Here is a 20529-nt window from a genome sequence, read left to right as displayed (position 1 = left end):
TCGCAAGAAGTTTGATAGACATTGTTTCATTATGTAAAAAAAGGATTTTTAAAGTACAAATCTGCAATAAGATGTAAATTGGATTTGAAATGGGGAGAGTTTTTTAGCGGGATTTTGTTTGATCAGGGAAATGGTTTTAAATCTTCCCATTGCACTACCCAGCTTCCATCCTGCGGAAATCCAGGTGTATCAATATCAGGCGCGTCGTCCCATCCGGCAGCCATCATAGCTACGGCTGTTAACAGTCCTCCGTTTCCCGGCAGGTAAAGAGTTAGATTGGAATCCTGGTAATTATGTCCGTTTGGTAAATAGGTATTTTTTTGAACGTCCATCATTAGAGCTTCAATGGCCAGTTCCGGTTCTCCAACGCGAGCGGCAGTCATTGCAACCAGGGGATAGTCCCAACCCCAGGTGTGGTTCCAGTTCCAGCTTTCCATTACTTTATGAAGTGTTTGTCGCATTTTTTCTCTGTCGGCATGAACGCAGGGAAGAAATCCGCACGACGCGAGAAGGGTGGGGTGATCTCTTCGCTGTTCAGGATCCAAAAATGTGTTTGGTGCTGATTCAGCATTTACATAGAGTCCGTTTTTTTCAGGAATTGGCGGAAGATTATCCAGAATGTGTTGCCATGTGGAATCTCTTTCCATGCCAAGTCGTTTTTTCCACTTTTGAGCCGTCTCAAGACCAAGCTTCCAGTATGCGAGTTCGAACCCGGAGTTGAAAGTTTCTTCAGGTGGAAAAATTTCCTGGGCAGGAATAAGAGGTGGACCTAATTGATACTCGCTTTTTTCCTTGATCCAACTTGGATATGAAGCCATGAAATCGGCTGTTTCAAATACTATATCCTTGTATTTTTCTAGAGTCTCGGGCGTTGATTTTTCTCGGTAAATCAGTTCCGAATAATAGATTGGATGAGGTTGCTGCCAGATCAGAAAAACACCAATAGTTGAGGGAGAGTCCCGTCCATCCGGACTTACCATTTTTGGCCATCGAACACCTTCATATCCTTGTGATTCAGTTGCTTGTTTAGCTTTGTCTATAATTTTTGAATACCATTCAAGGCTTTTCTCAAACAGTGGCAGCCGGTCCCAAAGTGCAAAGTGAACACCATGCCACCAGTGCATTTCCAGGTGAAATTTTCCGTACCAGCTATTGTACGTTAATCCAGTTTCTTGGGGTGGTTGAGTACCGGTGCTTTGAATTGCAGTTAGATATTGCGATAGTACAATTCTTCGTTCCAGTTCATGGGCTCTGGGATCGCTGCTTTTAGAGAGATCAATTGCCCCGCCATCTGTCCAAAACTTTTGCCAGTAGTTTTCATTCGCAACTTTGGCGTGGTTGGGTTTGGGTACTTCATTTGAAAAGGGTTCATCAGAAAAAGCCACAGAGAATGAAAGAGGTTCTGCCACATCTGAGAAAGACAGTTGATATTGATGTTTCTCAGTATTCGAAACCCGAGCGCTTGCATTCCAGGACAAATCGACAAAATATTCATCCTCATCAAGAATGCGTTGCCAAACGATATGTTGCGAACCCGATTCAATTTGCTGTGTTAGATGTCGATCAGGTCTTGACCAATCAGAGGGATCGCCGACATGAACTCCACGGCCATACGGAAATTCAATGTTCACCTTCACCTGTTCATTAGTGAGAGACGAAGCATCAACCCAAACTGAAAGTTGATCATATTCAGGATGAACTCTTGTTTGGACAATAACCGGTTTACCCTCAATTTCAAACTGGCTGTTCAGCGTGCCGGACCACATATCCAGTTCCTGGCGAATGTTCGAAAGTTCGTTTAACTGAACAGCAGTTCCATCCTCTTTTTTAAGTTCAAAACCAATCCGGGCCAGGTTTAACCGGTGTGGATTTTGCCGAAGCCAGTCTCCCGAAGGAGTGTGCTGCCTGCTTGCATAAGGCACAATTTTACCATTTGCATCATAAGATGCTTTTGCATCACTCATCTTAAATTCCTCCGGATTTGGAAAGGAGTGCCATCCCCATTGAGATTGGGTAACAAGTGGGGTAGAACCTTCCAGTTCCGAATTAGACTGAAATCCGTCGGGTCCTGGAGCGGGTGCCGCCGATTCTTCCCGGGTGTAAAATTCAGGAAACGTTTGAAGTCCGGTAATATCCGCTGTAAAAGCGAATTCTCCATTTCCTACTGAGAGAGGAGAGAGTTTGTTGGGCTGAGTTAAGACCGGATTATGTCGAGTAACAAGAGCTTTGCGATCTATTTTTCCAGGCTTACTTTCGTCGGATGACTGTGGGTTATGATCGGTTAACAGAAGAAATACAATGGCAGCTAAAAAAAAGCCAATATAGATATACAGGTTTCTGTTTCCCCACAGTTTCATGGTATTTAGATTTCAATCTTTTCCGTTAGGTGCCGTGCGCGCTCATAAGTTGATTCCAGATCATCCCCTAAAAGGGTATAGTGCGCCATTTTTCGTCCCGGTTTACTTTGCAGTTTTCCATAAGAATGAAGATGACCGTTTGGCTCAGAAACCGCTTCTTGTGTATTTTCAACAACTGCATTTCGCTGATGATTTCCAAGCAGGTTAATCATGGCAACGGCCGGCTTAATCAAACCTGTATCTCCCAAAGGCAAACCACAAACGGCCCGTACATGGTTTTCAAACTGGGAAGTGATGCATCCTTCAATAGTATAATGGCCGGAGTTATGAGGACGAGGTGCAGATTCATTCAATAGAACATCGCCTTCCGGTGTAAGAAAGAATTCGTAGGCGAAGATCCCTTTTCCTTCAATCGCTTCAGTGGCTTTTATGGCAAGTTCCTGCGCTCGTTCCCGGATAGATTTTTCAACCGGAGCGGGAGATTTCACTGCCACACAGATATGATTTTCCTGAACTGTTTCACAGCATGGGTAAACGACATAGCCATTTTCATTTCGCGCTACCTGAACGGCCAGTTCGTGTGTAAAGTCCACAAATGCCTCGGCGAGGATGTCATATCCTTTGGAGCCACCCAGCTTTTGGAACGCGTCTTTTGCCTCATCCATATTCTTTACCGTTTCATTGCCATAGCCGTCATAGCCGCCTTTAGATGATTTTAGTAAATAGGGCCATCCATGGTTTTTCCCGAATTGATTTAAATCTTCTTCTGTTTTTACCAGTGAATAAGGCGTAACCGGAATCCCGGCATTTTCAAATGTCTGTTTTTCAATCAGTTTATTTTCAATAAGAGAAAAACTTTTTGGTGAGGGATAAATGGGCGTACCGGATTTATCCTGTAAATTCTGGAGTATGGATGAATCGATAAACTCATTTTCAAGAGTAATGACATCGCAGGCTTGGGCAAATTCTACCATTGAATCCACCTCTTCAAATGATCCGCTGAAGGAGTGAGGCGTCATAAATTGAACAGGTTCATCTTCCGGCCTGTCAGAAAAAACAGCAACCTGCATTCCATATCGAAAAGCCTGCAGGGATGACATTCGGGCAAGCTGGCCGGCTCCTAAAAATCCAATGACAAAGTTTGATGAAAGCGGGTTTTTCATAAATAATCTGATTTCAATTTTTGTTTGAAGGTATTGATTCTGCTTGTCAAAAAATAGGGATGGCGGACTGAGGATGTAAATAGACTCGTCATCACAAACGGAGTGAAGTGATCTCATGATAATTATGTTGGGAGATTCGTTCGCTTTGCTCGTAATGCCGAATTCAGTTCTTTAATGATTTAAAATCGATTCCAAAGATCATCAGTAAATTCTCTATCTTTAGGCAAAATTAGCAGCAAACAGGAAATGGATTTAGAAGGAAAGTTACAACAGATAAAAGAACGTTACGAAGAGATTAACCAGGCAATGGCCGATCCGGCAATTTATGACAGGCCAAAAGAGTATGCCGAACTCACCAAAGAGCACACACAGTTAAAGGAACTTGTTGACGATTTTGATGAATGGCGCTCACTCTCCCACCAAATTGAAGGGAATAGCGAACTCATTGAGATGAATGAAGATCCTGAGCTAACCGATATGGCCAGGGAAGAGAACAAGGAAATGAAGACAAGGCTTGAAGAACTTGAGGAGGAGATTAAGTACAAGCTCATCCCAAAAGATCCCGATGACTCCAAGAACTGTATTATTGAAATTCGTGCCGGTACCGGTGGTGATGAAGCCGCACTTTTTGCCGGTGACCTGTTTGATATGTACCGGCGTTATGCCGATTCACAGAAATGGTCGCAGAGTATTTTGTCTGTCGCGGAAAGTGAAAAAGGTGGTTTTAAGGAAATTGTATTCGAACTTTCCGGCAATGAAGTTTATGGGAAGATGAAATACGAGAGTGGTGTGCATCGGGTTCAGCGGGTTCCAGAAACAGAATCCCAGGGACGTGTACACACATCTGCAGCTACGGTTGCTGTTCTCCCCGAAGTAAATGATGATGTGGAGATCAATATTGATATGAATGAAGTGCGCGTGGATACATTCCGGGCGAGTGGTGCTGGTGGTCAGCACGTAAACAAAACAGATTCGGCTATTCGTTTGACTCACGAACCGACCGGTGTGGTTGTCGAGTGTCAGCAGGAGAGATCACAACATCAAAATAAAGAGAAAGCGTTATTGATGTTGAAAACCAAGCTTTATGATATGGAGATGGAAAAAATTCGATCCGAACGTGCGGCTGATCGAAAAAGCCAGGTATCTACCGGTGACCGAAGTGCTAAAATCCGGACATACAATTTCCCGCAGGGCCGGTTTACAGATCATCGCATAAATCTCACTCTTTACAATCTTGATGATATTTTGAAAGGAAATATTGGCGAAGTGATTAAAGCCTTACGGGTAGAGGAGAATCTTGAGAAGCTGAATGCAATAATGGATTAAGCAGCAACTGGATACTGAAAGGATTCTTCAACAGGCTGAACTCGAACTTCTCATATCAGAAAAATTAAATCAAAAACTTCTAACTATAATCAACAAACAGATAATCTTGTGAATTTTCCCAATCCTTTTTTTCGATGGCGACCGCATCCATGGCACGGTTTGGAGATCGGTGAAGCAGCCCCATCCATCGTTAATGCTTTTATAGAAGTAACATCTTTTGATGCCATAAAATATGAAGTCGATAAAATGACAGGGTACATGCGCGTGGATCGGCCTCAGCGTAGTTCATCCATGCCACCGTCTTTATATGGATTTATCCCCAGAACTTATTGTGGAGACCGAATCGGTTCTCTCTCCAAACACACTGAAAAAGGAGATGGAGATCCTCTGGATATCTGTGTTCTCAGCGAACGCCCCATTGACAGAGCGGAGGTTATTTTAAGTGCCCGTGTAGTGGGTGGGCTTCACATGATCGATCATGGAGAGGCAGATGATAAAATTATCTCAGTTCTGAATAATGATACATATTATTCTAACGTGGAGGATATCAATGATCTTCCCGATGTATTGATTGAGAGATTACGGCACTATTTCAGTACCTATAAACTGATTCCGGGGAAAAAAGAGACGGATGTTTTCGTAGACAGAGTTTACGGCCGTGATGAAGCCAAAGACGTAATTGAAGCCTCTATGGCAGATTATGTGGATATGTTTGGTGAGTAGATTCGAAATATCCAGGGAAGTGATGTTCAAAGGGTTGATGTGATTCATAACCTGCACAGGTCTTTAAAATTCCTTATTTTTCTAAGCTGTCTAATTGAAGAATTATTGAATAGTTTTAGAAATGCCAACCTGGACATTACATACAGAGTTTAAATTTGATGCCGCTCATTTTATCGATGGATACGATGGGAAGTGTGGAAGAATGCACGGCCATTCCTACAAGGTGTATATTGCTGCAAAATCCCACAAACTCAATCCGTCGAAATATCTAAAATCAGCGGATATGGTTTGCGATTTTAAAGAGTTGAAATGGGCCGCCTCAGTGGCTGAAAAAGGAGGGTTGGATCATACTGTACTGAATGAGGAGATACAGGGATCTACTACAGCAGAACGAATTGCAGAATATATCCATAAAGAGACAAAAGCACGGATTCCAGATGGAATTGACTTAACAGTCACCGTTTGGGAGACAGATACAAGCTGGGTTGAATACACCGACAAAGATGTTTAGCACAAAGGAACATACAAAGAAAAAGGGTGAAGTAACTTCCGGGTTGGATGCGGTTCTGTATCCACTGATGGAAGATTTTTATACGATTCAGGGAGAAGGAGCTCATACGGGCCGGGCATCATATTTCATCCGCCTGGCTGGTTGCGATGTGCAATGCTGGTGGTGTGATGTAAAAGACAGCTGGGATGAGACAAAACATCCAAAAGTAAAAACGGGAGATCTTGTACAGCGAGCAGTGGATAGTGGCGCGCCTTTCGCCGTGATTACCGGTGGTGAACCACTGCTTCATAATTTGGAACCCTTGACGGTAAGATTGAAAGATCATGGACTTAAAGTTCATATTGAGACAAGTGGTTCATCTCCGTTATCCGGTCATTTAGATTGGATTACTCTATCTCCCAAAAGATTCAAAAAACCTCTTGACGAGGTTTTTCCTTATGTGGATGAATTAAAGGTAGTTGTACTAACGAACAAGGATCTTCAATGGGCTGAAGTGAATGCTCAAAAATGTCCTGAACACACGAAACTTCTTCTGCAGCCCGAGTGGGATACACCCAAGTCCATAGATCTGATTGTCGATTATGTTAAAGATAATCCCGAATGGGGAATCAGTCTCCAGACGCATAAATTTCTGAATGTTCCATAAATAAGATGGAATGTTCAGTTGATCTCAATTTATATGACTACGTTTTCTAAATGAGCTATAAAGAATCATCCGTTCTTATTACAGGGGCCAGCCAGGGAATCGGCCGAAGCATTGCTATTACCTTTGCCGCCTCAACAAGAAGACCTTTATTGCTGCTTGCACGAAATCAAAAAAATCTTGAGGAAACCAAACGTCTATGCGAGCAAACAGGGGCGGAAAGGGTAGAAATACTGGTTTGTGATGCCACCCGTATGGAAGATGTTTTAAACGTAATAATTCCGGATGGTTTTCCTGATCCGGGAATTCTCATCAATAATGCCGGAAGTTATCTGTACAAATCACTTTCTGAAACGACTGATGAAGAATTTCGCCATCAAATGGAAACGAACCTTTTTGCAGCCGTTCATATCGTGAAGCGTTTTCTTCCGTCTCTTCGAAAGCTTGACCGCGCGCTGATTATCAATATCTGTTCAGTAGGAGCATTAAAAGGCCTTTCAGATAGCGGTGCCTATTCCTCGTCTAAGCATGCACTTTTAGGATATACCCGGTCGTTGCGAGAGGAATTAAAAATAACAGACATTGGAGTAACGGCAGTTAATCTTGGACAAACACATTCAACTTCCTGGGAGGCTTCCGATATGAGTCCCGAGCGATTAATAAACCCGACGGATGTTGCAAATTTATTGGTTGCAATCTCAGAACTTTCACCCAGAAGTGTTGTTGAAGAAATCATCATTCAACCTCAACATGGAAAAGTACCACCCATGTAAATTTAAAATACTTCGATTAGGTAGTAATAAAGTGTGTTTTTGCGAAGTGAGAAAAGGTGAAAAGCAATTATGTACAAAGAGAGCTTGAGATGAAAAAATCTTATTTTTTTATAAGAATCGCTCTTTTTTAAGATATTAAAATTTTTTAATATAAAATAACTTTCGGGGCGGGGAACAAAATTTTTTAGTCCTTGTATATAACTAAGTAATATCGACCCAGATATTACTTGTTGTACCCCGAAAAAGCCAACGTAGTAGAAAAGCCCGGTTGATAGCCGGGTTTTTCAGTTTGAATTATACTTCAAATTATTTACTTCAACAAAAATCAGCCCTCAAGAACACGTTCGAAGTATAACCCAACCGATTCTTTTATAATATATGCAGCCGATCGGTTTTTTTGAGTTAGATGTTTTTAATATTTAATTCTCCTTGAAAATTGGATTGTGTTACCGAATGTAGTCGAAATTTTTTATGATTCATTCGATATACATGTCGGCTAACTTACTAAGAAACTGAAATAACTACGATTCATGCCACTTCGACAAATAGAAGTTGTTATTCCCAAAGAAGGCAAAGAGGATTTCGAACATCTTTTAAACGATGATAGTGTTGAGCACTATTGGAATGAACATTCTGAAAGCTCCGGATATCTGCTAAAAGCATTGGTTGATGCTAATCAAACTGAATCCTTTTTAGATAAAGCTGAGCACCTGATGGGAGAGAAAAAAGGGTACAGGCTTATCATGCAGGAAGTGGAGGCTACGTTGCCAAGGGTAAAATCCCAGGAAGAGGATGAGCCTTCCGATCAAGAAGGAAAGGAAGAACCGTGGGAGGCACCGCTACAGGGAATTCGCGTGAGCAGAGAGGAGCTATACAATGATATTACCGATGGTGTGAATCTTTCAGGAGTTTACCTCGCTATGGTTTCATTTTCCACGATTGTGGCAGCATTGGGTATGCTCCGGGATAGTGCAGCCATTGTTATTGGTGCAATGGTAATCGCTCCGCTCTTAGGGCCTAATGTTGCACTGGCACTTTCAACCACTCTTGGGGATTCTTCATTATTCAGAAAGGCACTCAAAACGAATATTAGCGGCATCGGAATTGCATTGTTGATTTCAATTGTGCTTGGATTCATTTTATCGGTAGATGCTTCCGCTTATCAGCTTGAAAGCAGAACCCAGGTGCATTTATCGGATATTGCACTCGCTCTTGCCTCCGGTGCGGCTGGTGTGTTAGCCTACACAATTGGTATGTCTGCGGCGGTAATCGGTGTGATGGTTGCGGTTGCTTTACTGCCCCCGCTGGTAACGGCCGGACTGCTGATTGGTGACTTACAGTGGGGCTTGGCTTATTATGCCATTTTGCTCTTAACAACCAACATTATCTGCGTGAATCTTGCTGCCGTTGCTACATTTACAATCCAGGGAATAAAACCACGGACGTGGTATAAAGCAGAAAAAGCGAAGAGAGTTAACAAGATTGCTTTCTCAATTTGGATTGTACTTCTTGTGATTCTTGCATTACTAATCTTTGCAACGTGATCATTATTCAGCTATTCGGTGGAGTTTGAAGACGTTCTCTTTTTGATATTCAATTCAGCGAGCTTTGCATTATGGCGGAATAAATCATATCCGGCCCGCCTGACAGCACTTCCTTCAAAAATATCATCAAATTCATCTTCTTTTAGTTCACTCCATAATGATCCGGGAGGGGATAAAACTCTCTCTCGTGGTTTTAAATCGTGGATATGTCCTTCTTCTGCTTTTCGGTTCCAGGGGCAAACATCCTGACAAATATCACAACCGAACGCCCAATCTCCGATTTGTTCTTCATACTCTTCAGGCATTTGTTCTTTAAGCTCAATTGTCAGGTAAGAGATACAGCGATTGCCGTCTATTTTATATGGCTCATGAATAGCATTGGTGGGGCAGGCGTCAATACATTTCGTACAGGTTCCGCAGTGATCCGTTTGCGGGCCATCATATACAAACGGCACATCTAAAATCATTTCACCAATCAAAAAGAACGAACCGTGTGTTTTGTTGAGCAGATTGCTGTTCTTGCCAATCCATCCAAGTCCGGCTCTTTGGGCCCATGCTTTATCCATTACGGGAGCCGAATCTACAAAAAAGCGTCCGTTTATATCACCAACCAATTCTTTTGTGTATTGGAAAAGTTTTTTTAGCCGTTTTTTTAAAACTTTGTGATAATCTCGTCCCCGCGCGTATTTGGCAATTTTAGGTTGATCTGTTTGTTCATCATGGTTCACATTTTCAGGAAAATGATAGCTTGCCAATACACTAACCACACTTTTTGCTCCTGGCACAAGCCTGGTTGGATCAACCCTCTTATCAAAATAGTTTTCCATCCACCCCATGGAACCATGTAAATTTTGATTTAACCACTGCTCCAGCCGGAATGCCTCGGGATCAAGCGGTCCGGCTTTAGCGAAGCCGCACTGGTCGAATCCTAATTCATAGGCTTTCAGGCGTACTTTATTTGTTAGGGCATGTATATCCATGACATGTCAACATAAAAAAATCGCGCAGCCAAATAAATGACTGCGCGATTTTAAATTTCTGAATAGCGTAAATAATTACTGTTGTTGAGGATCCGGGTTAACTTCAAGTAACTCAACATCAAATATAAGAACTGCTCCCGGAGGAATCGGGCTTCCTTGTGGAGGACTGTTTCTGTAAGCAAGATCAGATGGAATAAAGAACTGATATTTTGCACCCTCTTGCATAAGCTGAAGTCCTTCGGTCCAACCTTCAATAACCCGGTTAAGCGGGAATGTGGCTGGTTGACCCCGTTCGTATGAACTGTCAAAAACTTCGTCAGAAAGTAACCGACCTTCGTAGTGAACTCTTACCACATCGGTTGCGACCGGACTTTCTCCATCACCTTCTTCAAGAACTCTGTACTGAAGACCAGATTCCGTTTCGAAAACATCAGGATTTTGTGCATTCTCTTCAAGAAATGCTTGTCCGCGTTCAATATGTTCGGCAGCATCTTCCTCTTGCTGCTGGATTCTTCTCATCTCCATTTCCTGCAAGTAGGTTTGGATGAGTGTCTGCATCGCCATATTGTTTATAATAGAAGTATCGCTGGTATCGAGGCCGGCTTGCAAGCCTGCAACGTAGTTTTGCATGTCGATATCCGTAATGCCTTCATTCGATAAACTCGATCCCTGCAGGTACCCAAAGCTGTAACTTAGAGAATCGGTTTTACTGGAGAGATCGGCTGAAGCTTTTTGATCGTAGCTATTGCAACCGGAAAAAAGGATTGTTGCCGTAAACACGACAGCTGCCGTTAAAAGTAGATGTTTCATACAATATTTTTGTAATTTTTTAAATTAATTAAGTTAGAAAGGTAACCTTTTTTCACTCTATTGAAAAGGGCAGGCTTTTAAGGATAAATGATAAAATGTTCGTAGTAACTTATGTATATTACAGGGCTGTAGAATTTAACCAATCATAAATAAAGAAAATACACACATTTGAAGTTTACTGATTTTAATTTAACCGAATCTATACAGGCAGGATTGAGAGATATAAGATTCGAAGAACCAACCCCCATTCAGGAAAAATCGATTCCGCTTATTGTTGAGGGGAAAGACGTAATTGGACTTGCCCAAACGGGGACGGGCAAAACCGGGGCTTTTGTAATACCCATCATGCAACGAGTATTGCAAAGTGAGAGAAAGGGGGTAAAGGCTTTAATTCTAAGCCCGACTCGCGAACTGGCCAAACAAATTGACGAGCAGATTTTTGCGATTGGATACCATGCCGGTATTACATCCGCAACCGTGATTGGCGGAAGTGATTTTTCGGAGCAGGCCAAAGCCCTTAAAGCCGGTGTAGATATTATTGTTGCCACACCCGGGCGGCTAATCGATCAGAACAAAGTTGTAAATATCGATTTTAGCAATCTTGAGTATTTTGTTCTTGATGAAGCTGACCGAATGTTGGATATGGGTTTTCTGCCCGATATGAAAAAGATCATTTCGTGGTTGCCACAGAACCGCCAGACACTGCTTTTTTCTGCAACTATGCCCAAAGAGATTGAGGGGCTTGCATCCTCAATAATGAAAAATCCGCAAACGATTGAAACGGAAAGGGCAAAACCATCTCAGAAAGTAGAGCAGCGGGCATATTTTTTGAAAAGCCATCAAAAAATACCCCTTGTAAAAGGAATTTTTGATCAGCTTGAATGGGATTCATGCATCATTTTTACATCCACTAAAAAAGGAACGGATGAACTGCAGCGCTTATTGAAAAAAGAAGGGCTAAAAGCAGCCAGTATTCATGGAGACCGATCGCAGGAAGAACGAAATAAAGCTCTTGCCGCATTTAAAAATAAGCAAGTACCCATAATTGTGGCAACTGACGTTCTTGCCCGTGGGATTGATATCAAAGAGGTATCGATCATTATCAACTATGATGTACCGAACAATACAGATGATTACGTTCATCGGATTGGCCGGACTGCGCGGTATGATAAATCCGGCATTGCCGTGACCTTTATTACTCAAAGAGATCGCAGAACATTTAATGATATTGACAACATTAAAGATAATTCGATCAAGAAAGTAAATGTACCGGGCTTTTTTAAAGATCCGGGTCATTTCTCTTGGGAAAAGCACTTTGAAAAACCCAAAAAACAAGAGAAGAAAGATTCCTCAGATTCGTCTTCTGATGAATCAAACCGTGATACTCTTCCTCCAAGACCTAAACGATTAGGAGGTCCGGGCAAAGAATCATCCGATGATAAATCTTCGGATCAGAAAAATAAATCTCAAGAGACTCAACAAAAGCAAACTCAGGAGTCTCAGGAGAAAAAAACACAAGAGCCGAAGCAAAAGAGTTCTCAGCAATCCCGGCAGAAAAAACAGGAAAAATCAAAGGGTCAGCAAAAACGGGGTTCTGATCAGAAACCAACGGAGAAAAAGCAGGAACCGAGATCCAAGCAAAAGAGACAAGACGAAGGAAACAAGCAGGAGTCAAAGGCTAAACCGAAACAGGAACAGCCGGAAAAAGAAAAGAAAAAACCTATCAATCTGCCTCCTGTTCTTGAAAAAGCGGTTGACAGGAACAAACGTGTTCGCAAACCTGCAAAAGGTGTTTGGGGAATTATTAAGAGCTTTATCCCAAAAATCAGAAATAATTAGCCATGATGCAGCGGCTGGGTTCTGTGTTTATATGGATTGCAGTTGTGATACTGATTTTAGGATGGCTGCCGTTGCTGGCTATAATCCGATTATTTGATCGCGATCTTGGTTTATATCAAACAGGGAGAATGTTTCGACGTCTCGGACTTGCCATTTCCAGGGTCAATCCGTCATGGAAGATTTCAATTGAAGGAAATGTAAAAGTCGACGACCGAAATCCATATGTGATTGTGAGCAATCATATGTCGAATGCGGATATTCCGGTGATCTCAAATTTGCCTTGGGAGATGAAATGGGTGGCGAAGAAAGAGCTGTTTGATCTTCCGATTGTAGGCTGGATGATGAAACTGGCCGGAGATATTCCGGTAGCCCGCGGATCCATGCGCGAAGCGGTAAAAGTTTTCCAACGTTGTAAATATTATCTAGATAATAATACTTCAGTCATTTTTTTTCCTGAAGGAACCCGTTCCAGAAGTGGGCAACTGACACGTTTTGCCAGTGGCGCTTTTGATTTAGCCATCAGAGAAAATGTACCGATTTTGCCTGTTGTACTCGATGGAACTCAGGGATGCCTTCCAAAACAATCGTGGGTATTCGAGCAGGATGTACACGTAAAACTCAAGGTTTTGGACCCGATTCCAACGGTCGGTTATAAAAAAGGGGATTCCTCACTTCTCATGGATAAAGTAAGAACCCAAATGGCCGAACAGCTGGCAGAATGGAGAGGCGTGGATATTACTGAGGTTGACTATGCTGGTCACCGCTCCCGGTAGGGTGGTGATGATGTTTTTGTGAATTTTGTGTTATTACTTCTCCATTCTCTTCTGGAAATGCTTCAGTTTTCGGCTTTTTGGGGCGAACCAGTCGCCAGGCAAGAAAGACCGTGATCAGTGTTAAAACAAGAGAAAAAACAGGGAGGAGTAAACCCTCGGTATCTTTTAGCAAAAGAATTTGGCCATACCTGTATAAACCGGTGAAAATAATAAACAAAACAAGAGTTAAAATCTGTTTGGTCCGGCCGTAAGTCAGTGCAAACATAGCTCCGAAAAATGAACTGAATGCCGATATAGCCACCAATAATACAGGCCAAAAACCTGTGTACTCGCTATATGAAAACATAAGGATATCCTGGTTGTTGTAAAGAGAGATGATTACTCTTGAAAGAGAATCGATGCTCAAAATGATACTTATTCCAATAAGACTCCCCAGAAAACTCTTCTTCATTTTTGTATGATATGATTGAACGTTTGTGTTCTGAATGATAGGGTTATTTATCAGGAATTGAAATAAACAGATTTTGATGAGTACAATGAATTTTCAGAAACCAAGTTTTCAACTTAGCCAACACTTGTATTTTTTGATAAGATGTGTCAGGTAGATAGAATGACCATTTTTCTCAACTGATTTTCCAAATTTTAAATTGAAAAGCCGAAGGGATTCAGTGAGATGTTTTGTATCTTTTTTCCTTCTTCAAAAACAAAAAATTTCAAATCAATTTACAGAAGTAATTTATGCCTCAGAACGACTATTTGGATCCATCAGATGATATTAAATTGAGCGGAAAACAATTGATGGAAGCACCGGAAATGGAAAAGCTCGCATCCGAAGTGCTTGAAACTCATAAAATTGAAATTGGTCCGGCACAAATTGGTTTTTTGCTGGTTTATCCGAATATCTCAAAACAGAGAGCAGCAAAATGTGTAAAAGCAAGCCGGGAAGTTAAACACTATTCAGGCAATGATTATTTGATTGAAGTTTCTGGAGAGCTTTGGGATATGCTTGATAAAGATACCAAGAAGATGCTCCTCTATCACGAGTTGTTGCATGTTGATCCGGTTTTCAAGGCTAAAAACCAGGAGTGGAAAATGAAAATCCGCAGACCTGATTTTGCCGATTACTATGAAATTAATGATAAGCACGGCAACGAATGGTACAAAACCATTCAGGCAACGGTTTCATCTTTGTATGATTTGGATCCGCGGCAGGAGAGCAAGGTAACCGTTTAACGAAGTCTTATGCTTTTTGGGGCCGTTCATTTGCAAATGTATGGCCGTGAACATGGATTTGTTTAAGCTTCCAGAAAAATCTACCAACGGTTGATCCCGGCTTATCAAAAATGATAGCTTTTTGAGCCGTGCGTTCAAGTGTTTTGTCGATGTTTTCGGGTTCTTCCATATCGATAAGTACAAGTTTTCCGCTGCTTTTGATTTTTTTCAGCAGATACTTTTCCTGCGGAGTAGCATAGCGCGTACTTGAATATGTGAACCCGGTATATTCGCCGGCAAGAGCATCACCGTGTTTTAAAAGAAGATTTTTCTCTGTTTCGCCAATATATTTGAAGGTATCATCAATGTTTTTGAAAGATTCCTCTTCATTTAGCTTGATGATATCTCTCAGGTCAATCTCATGAAATCCACCCACGGTTTTTTCAATTTTTGAAAAAAGATCTTTTTTTCCTGCTTTGTATGGGCCTACCATTATCAGGAGGTAGTAGGATGAATCCGGATTTGTGGAATTTAGTTCTTCAATGATTGCGGAGATCTTCTTGTCCCTGTGAGAGATTTTTTCAAGTCGCGACGATTGATCCATATCTTTTTTAGAGTGAATTCACTTTTCAATTGATAAGAATGTAAGCTCAGAAATCACAGTAAGGTAACAGTACTCGTGAAGGAATCGTTTTATAACAAAAGATTGTGTGAGCACAAAAAAAATCCCCCAAAAGCGAATCTGCTCAAGGGGGATTTACAGTCGGATTTATTAATCTTCGTTATAGAATTTTAAACCGCTCATAAGCAGCTTTTTCAAGTTCTTCTCTGGCATCAGGATGTGCGATTTCAATCAGAGCTTTTGCTCGTTCTCTCAACGCTTTTCCATAAAGATCCGCCACGCCGTATTCCGTAACTACGTAGTGTACGTGGGCGCGGGTCGTTACAACTCCGGCACCTTCTTTAAGGAATGGCACAATTCTGGAAGTACCTCTGCTTGTTGCGGATGGAAGTGCTATGATCGGTTTACCGCCGGGAGAAAGTGAAGCCCCCCGGATAAAGTCCATTTGGCCGCCGACCCCGGAGTACTGTCTCGTTCCAATTGAATCGGCACATACCTGGCCGGTCAAATCTACCTCAATAGCACTGTTTATTGCCACCACATTTGGGTTTCTTCGAATCACAGCAGTATCGTTCACGTACGCGCAATCCAGCATAGCTACGTTGGGATTGTCATCCACAAAATCATATAACCGGCGGCTGCCAAAAAGGAAGGACGCAACGGTTCGGTTGGGATGAATCCTTTTCTTTGAATTATTGACGATTCCACTTTCTAGGAGGTCTATCAATCCATCAGAAAACATTTCTGTATGAACTCCCAGGTCTTTATGATTGGTGAGAGATGCAAGCACCGCATCCGGAATGGAACCAATACCCATTTGCATGGTCGCGCCGTCATCGATTAAACTGGCACAATGTTTTCCGATCGATAATTCTGCTTCCCGTAAAACAGGAGGGGAGGTTTCGGGAAGTGGGTCATCTACTTCTACGGCGAAATCGATGGTACTTTTGTGAATAATTCCATCACCATGTGTTCTTGGCATGTTGGGATTTATTTGAGCGATTACGGTATCAGCATTGATGACCGCCGCACGCGATGCATCTACTGACACACCCAGCGAGCAATATCCATGTTTATCCGGAGGACTGACATTTACAAGGGCTACGTTCAATTTTATGATTCCCCTGTTGAAGAAATGAGGAATCTCACTCAAAAAAACAGGTATATAGTCAGCTTCGCCTGTTTCCAGTGCGGGCCGAACATTTTTGCCCACAAAAAAAGCTTTGGTTTTAAAGACATCTCTGTACTCAGGGTTTACATAAGGGGCAACTCCTTCAGTATGAAGATGATAAATGGTGATATCACTTAATTCTGAATGCCTGTTCGCGAGGGCCTTAACCAGTGTTTGAGGAGCGGCCGCTGCAGTTTGAACAAAAATATTATCCCCTTGATTAACCTGCTTCAGAGCTTCGTCAGCAGATAGATATTTCATAACTCTCTATATCTTTATTTTGAAGGTTATCATTACTAAAAGATAACTGGTTTGGAAAGAAAAAAGAAGAGAAAAAGGTCTTTTATAATTTTTTATGTCTGGCCTTCAATAAAAAAAGTGATTACGGAGGAGGATAAGACTCAACCATAATCACTTTCAGAAACCAGAGAAACTTGCTTAATTAATAGCTTTCGCTTTGGTACCGGTAAAGGTTCTGGTAGCCCTGTAGCCTCCCGGTGTTTCAACCTCAATAAGAATGCTGACTTCCTGCGAGTCGCTGCTTTCATCGTCAGAATCTTGTGCGGTAAATGTAAATTGTGTGACTCCGGGACCTGGTGATAGCGTATTAGGTACTGAAATATTTGTTTCGCCGTCTAATGTCATGCCATCAGAAGGAGTAACTGTAATTTGGGTATCAAAAGGCAGCGGATTATCATTGATATCGGTAACCGTCATTGTAAATGTCTGGCTGCCGCCTGGTCCGATATTGAAAGTAGACGGATTCAGCTTAATTTTATTACTACTGGGGGGACCAGAAAACAGGACTGGAATTTGGCGGACAATTTCGTTGTCATTTTCATCAAATGTATACGCACGAATTGTAGCATTAGCATTACCTGCGGGTGGGCGCGGATCGCCAGAAATAAGGTCTACGGTTACTTGTCCATCTGCATCCGTAACTCCCGATCCCTGAATAACACCGTGGGTTGTATTAAAGTAAACCGGCGTACCTTCTTTTACAGGATTACTGTACTTATCTCCAACAATGACAGTTATTTCATTTCTGTTTCCATTGATGGTATACGCCTCAAAGTTGAAAATATTTGCCGCAATACTAAAATGTCCAAGGTCGGGAAATCCGCCGTGAATGGTTAAAAGAATTGGTTTTGATCGAATGGTTAATCCTATATCTGTTCGTTCAATGACAGCTTCAATTTTTAAATTTCCAGCCACGGTTCCCGCAAAAATGTTTGAGGTAACTTCACCATTCGCGTTGGATTGGACAACTGCCGGAGTAATGGTTTCGCCCCCATCAGGCCCTTCCGTAATTCGGAATCGAACATCCACAGCATTATTTGCATTGATAGCTCGTCCGGTTGAATCGAGTACTACAAATGTAAACGCGCTGTTACCGGCTCCCCCGGTTTCATCAATTCGAATAGATTGCGATTCCAAATTAATCAGTTCAATATTTGCTGCACCGCCTGTTTCACCGTCAACTTCTCCATCAGTTTGATTTTGATTAAGAATCTTAAGATTGGGAACCGTCAATTCTCTTTCGGGAGCGGCAACGATTGTAATAGATTCTGATGTATATCCTTCTTTTTCTGCCCGAATAGTCAGATCGATCACACTGTCAACGGCAACTTCCTGGAATGCGTAATCACCATTTGCATCACTAATCGTTTCCATAGAAAGATCTTCTGGCGATATAATAGAAACGGTAGCATTGGCAACCGGACTCAGCGAGTTCGAATCCACAACCTTTCCTGTAACAGTGATCGGTTCATAGATTTCTTCGCAACCAATGAATGATGTAAGACCGATGACAGAGAAAGCAAGTAAAAATAGTGCTAATTTGTTTTTCATCCCATCCAACGTTTGTTAGAAAATAAATCCAAAGTGTTAAAATATTTTCATATTAATGATACGCAATCTTTAAACCAAAAGAGAGTTTTGGAACTTCTGAAATCTGACTGAACAGTTTTTAAATGACATCTGGAAAATAATAATATTGCGGTTTATAAAAAGCAGCATTATCAGGTAAATAATCCTTTCTCAAACGCACAAAAGTGAATAGACAAACTGAAAGGTTTTGTGCAGACCGGTTTCTCAAATGAAAACCATCATAAAATGATCCATCTTTTAAAGAATCAATAATCGAAGACTCTGTCAGTGGAGAGTTCTTTTAGAATTCATATGATTGAACAGGATTGATCGCTGAGATCCTATAAAATAATTCTTACCTTCTTTAGAAGAACGATTGGCATCCGGGAAACGACTATTCATGAATCATGTTTTATGTCTGCAATTCCTAACTATTTCCATTTTACGCTTGGGTTGGAAATGCAAAATGCCACCCTTGGGCGACCACTGGAAAATCATCAAGCCTTGTCTGGTTCTTATAGATTGAAACGGAAACTGAACATCTCATAAAAAATTGATAGTCAGAAAGAACCTGCTATTCATTACTCCGGTCATTCCGTCAATTACTGGACGGGGCAGGAATCTCCGGGCTTTTCAGTGGGTGAGCTATCTCAGCAGAAAATATGATGTATCTGTGCTTTATACCGGTAAAGCAGATGAGAATCTTTCTCTTGGAGGAGGGAATGATAATCAGCTGAAATGCAGAATTTATAAACTGAACATTAAACATACTCCATTTCAACGTTTAAAAAAATTAGTATTCCCCAGGCCGGCAAAGCAGGCTGCAAATGGAAAATATTTTGGTGAGGATTTTCATCAACTCAGAATCCCCCGTCCTGATGTCATCTTAAGTTTCCGTTTATTCAATGCTTCACTTGCGCTGCAAATCCGCACGCTTTGGAATGTTAAAGAAACGTGGCTTGATCTTGATGAGCTCGATTCCCGAACAAAAATAAATATTATAAAGCTGAAATTATCAGCGAGGTATTTTAAGGATCTTCCTAAATCTGTCTTGGTGGCTTTACGCTATGTATATAAAGAGGCTGTGCTGATTCCCCAGTTTGATAAAGTCTTTACATCCACAGAAAAAGAGAGAGCATGGATAACGAAGAAATTCAACCTGAAGCTTACGGATGTATTTGAAAACAGGCTTCCTTTCCAAAAGAGTACAGTTCCATCCACCGTTGATAATGAAGCATTTACATTTCTGTTCGTAGGTAATTCCGGCTATTTCCCCAACCGGGATGCCATAGATATAATTTTATTTAAGATTATTCCGGAATTGAAAAAATTAGCAAAGCAGCCGTTTAAGTTTGTCATTATCGGGGGAGAAGTCGGTAACAGACAATCCATGCAGATTAAGAATGAGAGATTTATCCATTTCTATCGGGATGTGGATGACCTTGAATTGATTTACAATCGGGTTAATGCAGTAATTGTACCTTTGAGAGCTGGTGGTGGGAGCAGCCTCAAATTCCTGGAGGCTCTTCGGCATCGGAAACCGGTGGTAGCATCAGCAGTGGGTATTCGGGGATTTGACATCAAAGATGGGGAACAGGCATTAATCGGATGTAATGAAAAGGAGCTCGCCCAAAAATGCAATGCGTTGATGGAAAATCGAAATCTTTACGAAAAACTGTCAGAGACTGGCTATCAATGGTTTATCGAAAATAATTCATATTCAATTGAAGGGGTAGAAGAGCAATCAGTGTCGTAAAAAAGGGGAGAGAATATTTCAGGTCTAAGGATCTAAAAGACTGAAAATGTACCCGGGGCGGGACTCGAACCCGCACGATATCGCTACCACCGGATTTTGAGTCCGGCGCGTCTACCAATTCCGCCACCCGGGCAAGAAGATTACAAATATAAGGCTTTGGATAGCATTTCTTCAAAGTAGTTTTACTCTTTTTTTGAAATGTTCAAAAAGGAGTATTGCTACAATAAAAATTAACCAAGGACTAAGGCAAACTTAAATGCTGTTAAAAATAGATGATAAATATAGGTTGAAACTACAGGTCGGTAGATTTGCTCCAGATAACCTACACTGAATCCCTATTCCTATATAGACCTCACAAATATTAATCTTTCCTTTGCTTTAATTTTTTGATGGCATAGGCACCGCCGGCGGCGGCCAGCAGGGCGAGTCCGCCGTCAATGGGGGTTTGGCTGGGTTT

Annotated in this window: 19 protein-coding genes and 1 tRNA gene; 10 read left to right on the top strand and 10 right to left on the bottom strand. The window is 41.6% G+C overall.

Annotated features, from left to right (window positions below):
* Positions 1-122: 122 nt before the first annotated feature.
* A complete protein-coding gene (locus tag L0B18_RS13830) occupies positions 123-2357 on the bottom strand; it encodes a hypothetical protein (RefSeq protein WP_234572382.1) in 2235 nt (744 codons plus the stop codon).
* Positions 2358-2362: 5 nt separating this feature from the next.
* Positions 2363-3637 (bottom strand): 5-(carboxyamino)imidazole ribonucleotide synthase, encoded by a 1275-nt coding sequence (locus L0B18_RS13825; RefSeq protein ID WP_234572381.1) that lies wholly within the window; start codon positions 3635-3637, stop codon positions 2363-2365.
* Between the two features lie 129 nt (positions 3638-3766).
* Here L0B18_RS13825 and prfA point away from each other — a divergent pair, with 129 nt between their 5' ends.
* From prfA to L0B18_RS13795, 6 genes are all read left to right on the top strand, one after another.
* Entirely contained in the window at positions 3767-4846 is a 1080-nt protein-coding gene (prfA, locus tag L0B18_RS13820; RefSeq protein WP_234572380.1) for a peptide chain release factor 1, read from the top strand.
* A 108-nt stretch (positions 4847-4954) separates the two neighbouring features.
* Positions 4955-5569: an inorganic pyrophosphatase gene (locus L0B18_RS13815; protein ID WP_234572379.1), complete on the top strand. Its 615-nt coding sequence runs from the start codon at positions 4955-4957 to the stop codon at positions 5567-5569.
* A 121-nt stretch (positions 5570-5690) separates the two neighbouring features.
* Entirely contained in the window at positions 5691-6080 is a 390-nt protein-coding gene (locus tag L0B18_RS13810; protein WP_234572378.1) for a 6-pyruvoyl trahydropterin synthase family protein, read from the top strand.
* On the top strand, positions 6073-6726 hold the full coding sequence (locus tag L0B18_RS13805) for a 7-carboxy-7-deazaguanine synthase QueE (protein WP_234572377.1): 654 nt from the start codon (positions 6073-6075) through the stop codon (positions 6724-6726). The genes L0B18_RS13810 and L0B18_RS13805 overlap by 8 nt, the downstream gene beginning before the upstream one ends.
* 50 nt (positions 6727-6776) lie before the next feature.
* Positions 6777-7496 (top strand): SDR family NAD(P)-dependent oxidoreductase, encoded by a 720-nt coding sequence (locus L0B18_RS13800; RefSeq protein WP_234572376.1) that lies wholly within the window; start codon positions 6777-6779, stop codon positions 7494-7496.
* Between the two features lie 530 nt (positions 7497-8026).
* Entirely contained in the window at positions 8027-9040 is a 1014-nt protein-coding gene (locus L0B18_RS13795) for a TIGR00341 family protein (protein ID WP_234572375.1), read from the top strand.
* Positions 9041-9051: 11 nt separating this feature from the next.
* Here the strand turns inward: L0B18_RS13795 and queG are convergent, their stop codons facing one another.
* Together queG and L0B18_RS13785 are read right to left on the bottom strand one after the other, a co-directional pair.
* The gene (gene queG, locus L0B18_RS13790; protein ID WP_234572374.1) at positions 9052-10020 is read right to left on the bottom strand and encodes a tRNA epoxyqueuosine(34) reductase QueG; all 969 of its coding nucleotides are present in this window, start codon (positions 10018-10020) and stop codon (positions 9052-9054) included.
* Between the two features lie 75 nt (positions 10021-10095).
* Complete coding sequence (locus L0B18_RS13785) at positions 10096-10830, bottom strand: FKBP-type peptidyl-prolyl cis-trans isomerase (RefSeq protein WP_234572373.1); 735 nt, start codon at positions 10828-10830, stop codon at positions 10096-10098.
* Between the two features lie 168 nt (positions 10831-10998).
* Between L0B18_RS13785 and L0B18_RS13780 the strand changes: the two genes are divergently transcribed.
* Positions 10999-12669, top strand: a complete 1671-nt coding sequence (locus L0B18_RS13780) for a DEAD/DEAH box helicase (RefSeq protein ID WP_234572372.1) — start codon at positions 10999-11001, stop codon at positions 12667-12669.
* Positions 12670-12671: 2 nt separating this feature from the next.
* On the top strand, positions 12672-13442 hold the full coding sequence (locus L0B18_RS13775; protein WP_234572371.1) for a lysophospholipid acyltransferase family protein: 771 nt from the start codon (positions 12672-12674) through the stop codon (positions 13440-13442).
* Here L0B18_RS13775 and L0B18_RS13770 read toward each other — a convergent pair.
* Entirely contained in the window at positions 13405-13893 is a 489-nt protein-coding gene (locus L0B18_RS13770; protein WP_234572370.1) for a hypothetical protein, read from the bottom strand. The two genes, L0B18_RS13775 and L0B18_RS13770, sit on opposite strands and share 38 nt — an antisense overlap.
* Positions 13894-14180: 287 nt before the next feature.
* On the opposite strand from L0B18_RS13770, the gene L0B18_RS13765 reads away from it, so the two are divergent.
* Complete coding sequence (locus L0B18_RS13765; RefSeq protein WP_234572369.1) at positions 14181-14675, top strand: putative metallopeptidase; 495 nt, start codon at positions 14181-14183, stop codon at positions 14673-14675.
* Positions 14676-14682: 7 nt separating this feature from the next.
* On the opposite strand, the gene L0B18_RS13760 is transcribed toward L0B18_RS13765, so the two are convergent.
* The 3 genes from L0B18_RS13760 to L0B18_RS13750 form a co-directional block, all read right to left on the bottom strand.
* Positions 14683-15258 (bottom strand): hypothetical protein, encoded by a 576-nt coding sequence (locus L0B18_RS13760; RefSeq protein ID WP_234572368.1) that lies wholly within the window; start codon positions 15256-15258, stop codon positions 14683-14685.
* Positions 15259-15436: 178 nt separating this feature from the next.
* On the bottom strand, positions 15437-16708 hold the full coding sequence (locus L0B18_RS13755; RefSeq protein WP_234572367.1) for an acetyl-CoA hydrolase/transferase family protein: 1272 nt from the start codon (positions 16706-16708) through the stop codon (positions 15437-15439).
* A gap of 177 nt (positions 16709-16885) precedes the next feature.
* Positions 16886-18298 (bottom strand): carboxypeptidase regulatory-like domain-containing protein, encoded by a 1413-nt coding sequence (locus L0B18_RS13750; protein ID WP_234572366.1) that lies wholly within the window; start codon positions 18296-18298, stop codon positions 16886-16888.
* Between the two features lie 571 nt (positions 18299-18869).
* On the opposite strand from L0B18_RS13750, the gene L0B18_RS13745 reads away from it, so the two are divergent.
* Positions 18870-20072, top strand: coding sequence for a glycosyltransferase family 4 protein (locus tag L0B18_RS13745; protein WP_234572365.1), 1203 nt, complete (start codon positions 18870-18872; stop codon positions 20070-20072).
* A gap of 49 nt (positions 20073-20121) precedes the next feature.
* Here L0B18_RS13745 and L0B18_RS13740 read toward each other — a convergent pair.
* Positions 20122-20205 (bottom strand) — tRNA-Leu (locus L0B18_RS13740).
* Positions 20206-20433: 228 nt separating this feature from the next.
* A partial coding sequence (locus tag L0B18_RS19890) for a PID-CTERM protein-sorting domain-containing protein (RefSeq protein WP_370647592.1) occupies positions 20434-20529 on the bottom strand: 96 nt, incomplete at its 5' end.

The organism is Rhodohalobacter sp. 614A (genome assembly GCF_021462415.1).
In the GTDB taxonomy this organism is placed as follows: domain Bacteria; phylum Bacteroidota; class Rhodothermia; order Balneolales; family Balneolaceae; genus Rhodohalobacter.
Note: the sequence above shows the minus strand (reverse complement) of the source record. Positions and strands in the feature narration are given on the sequence as shown.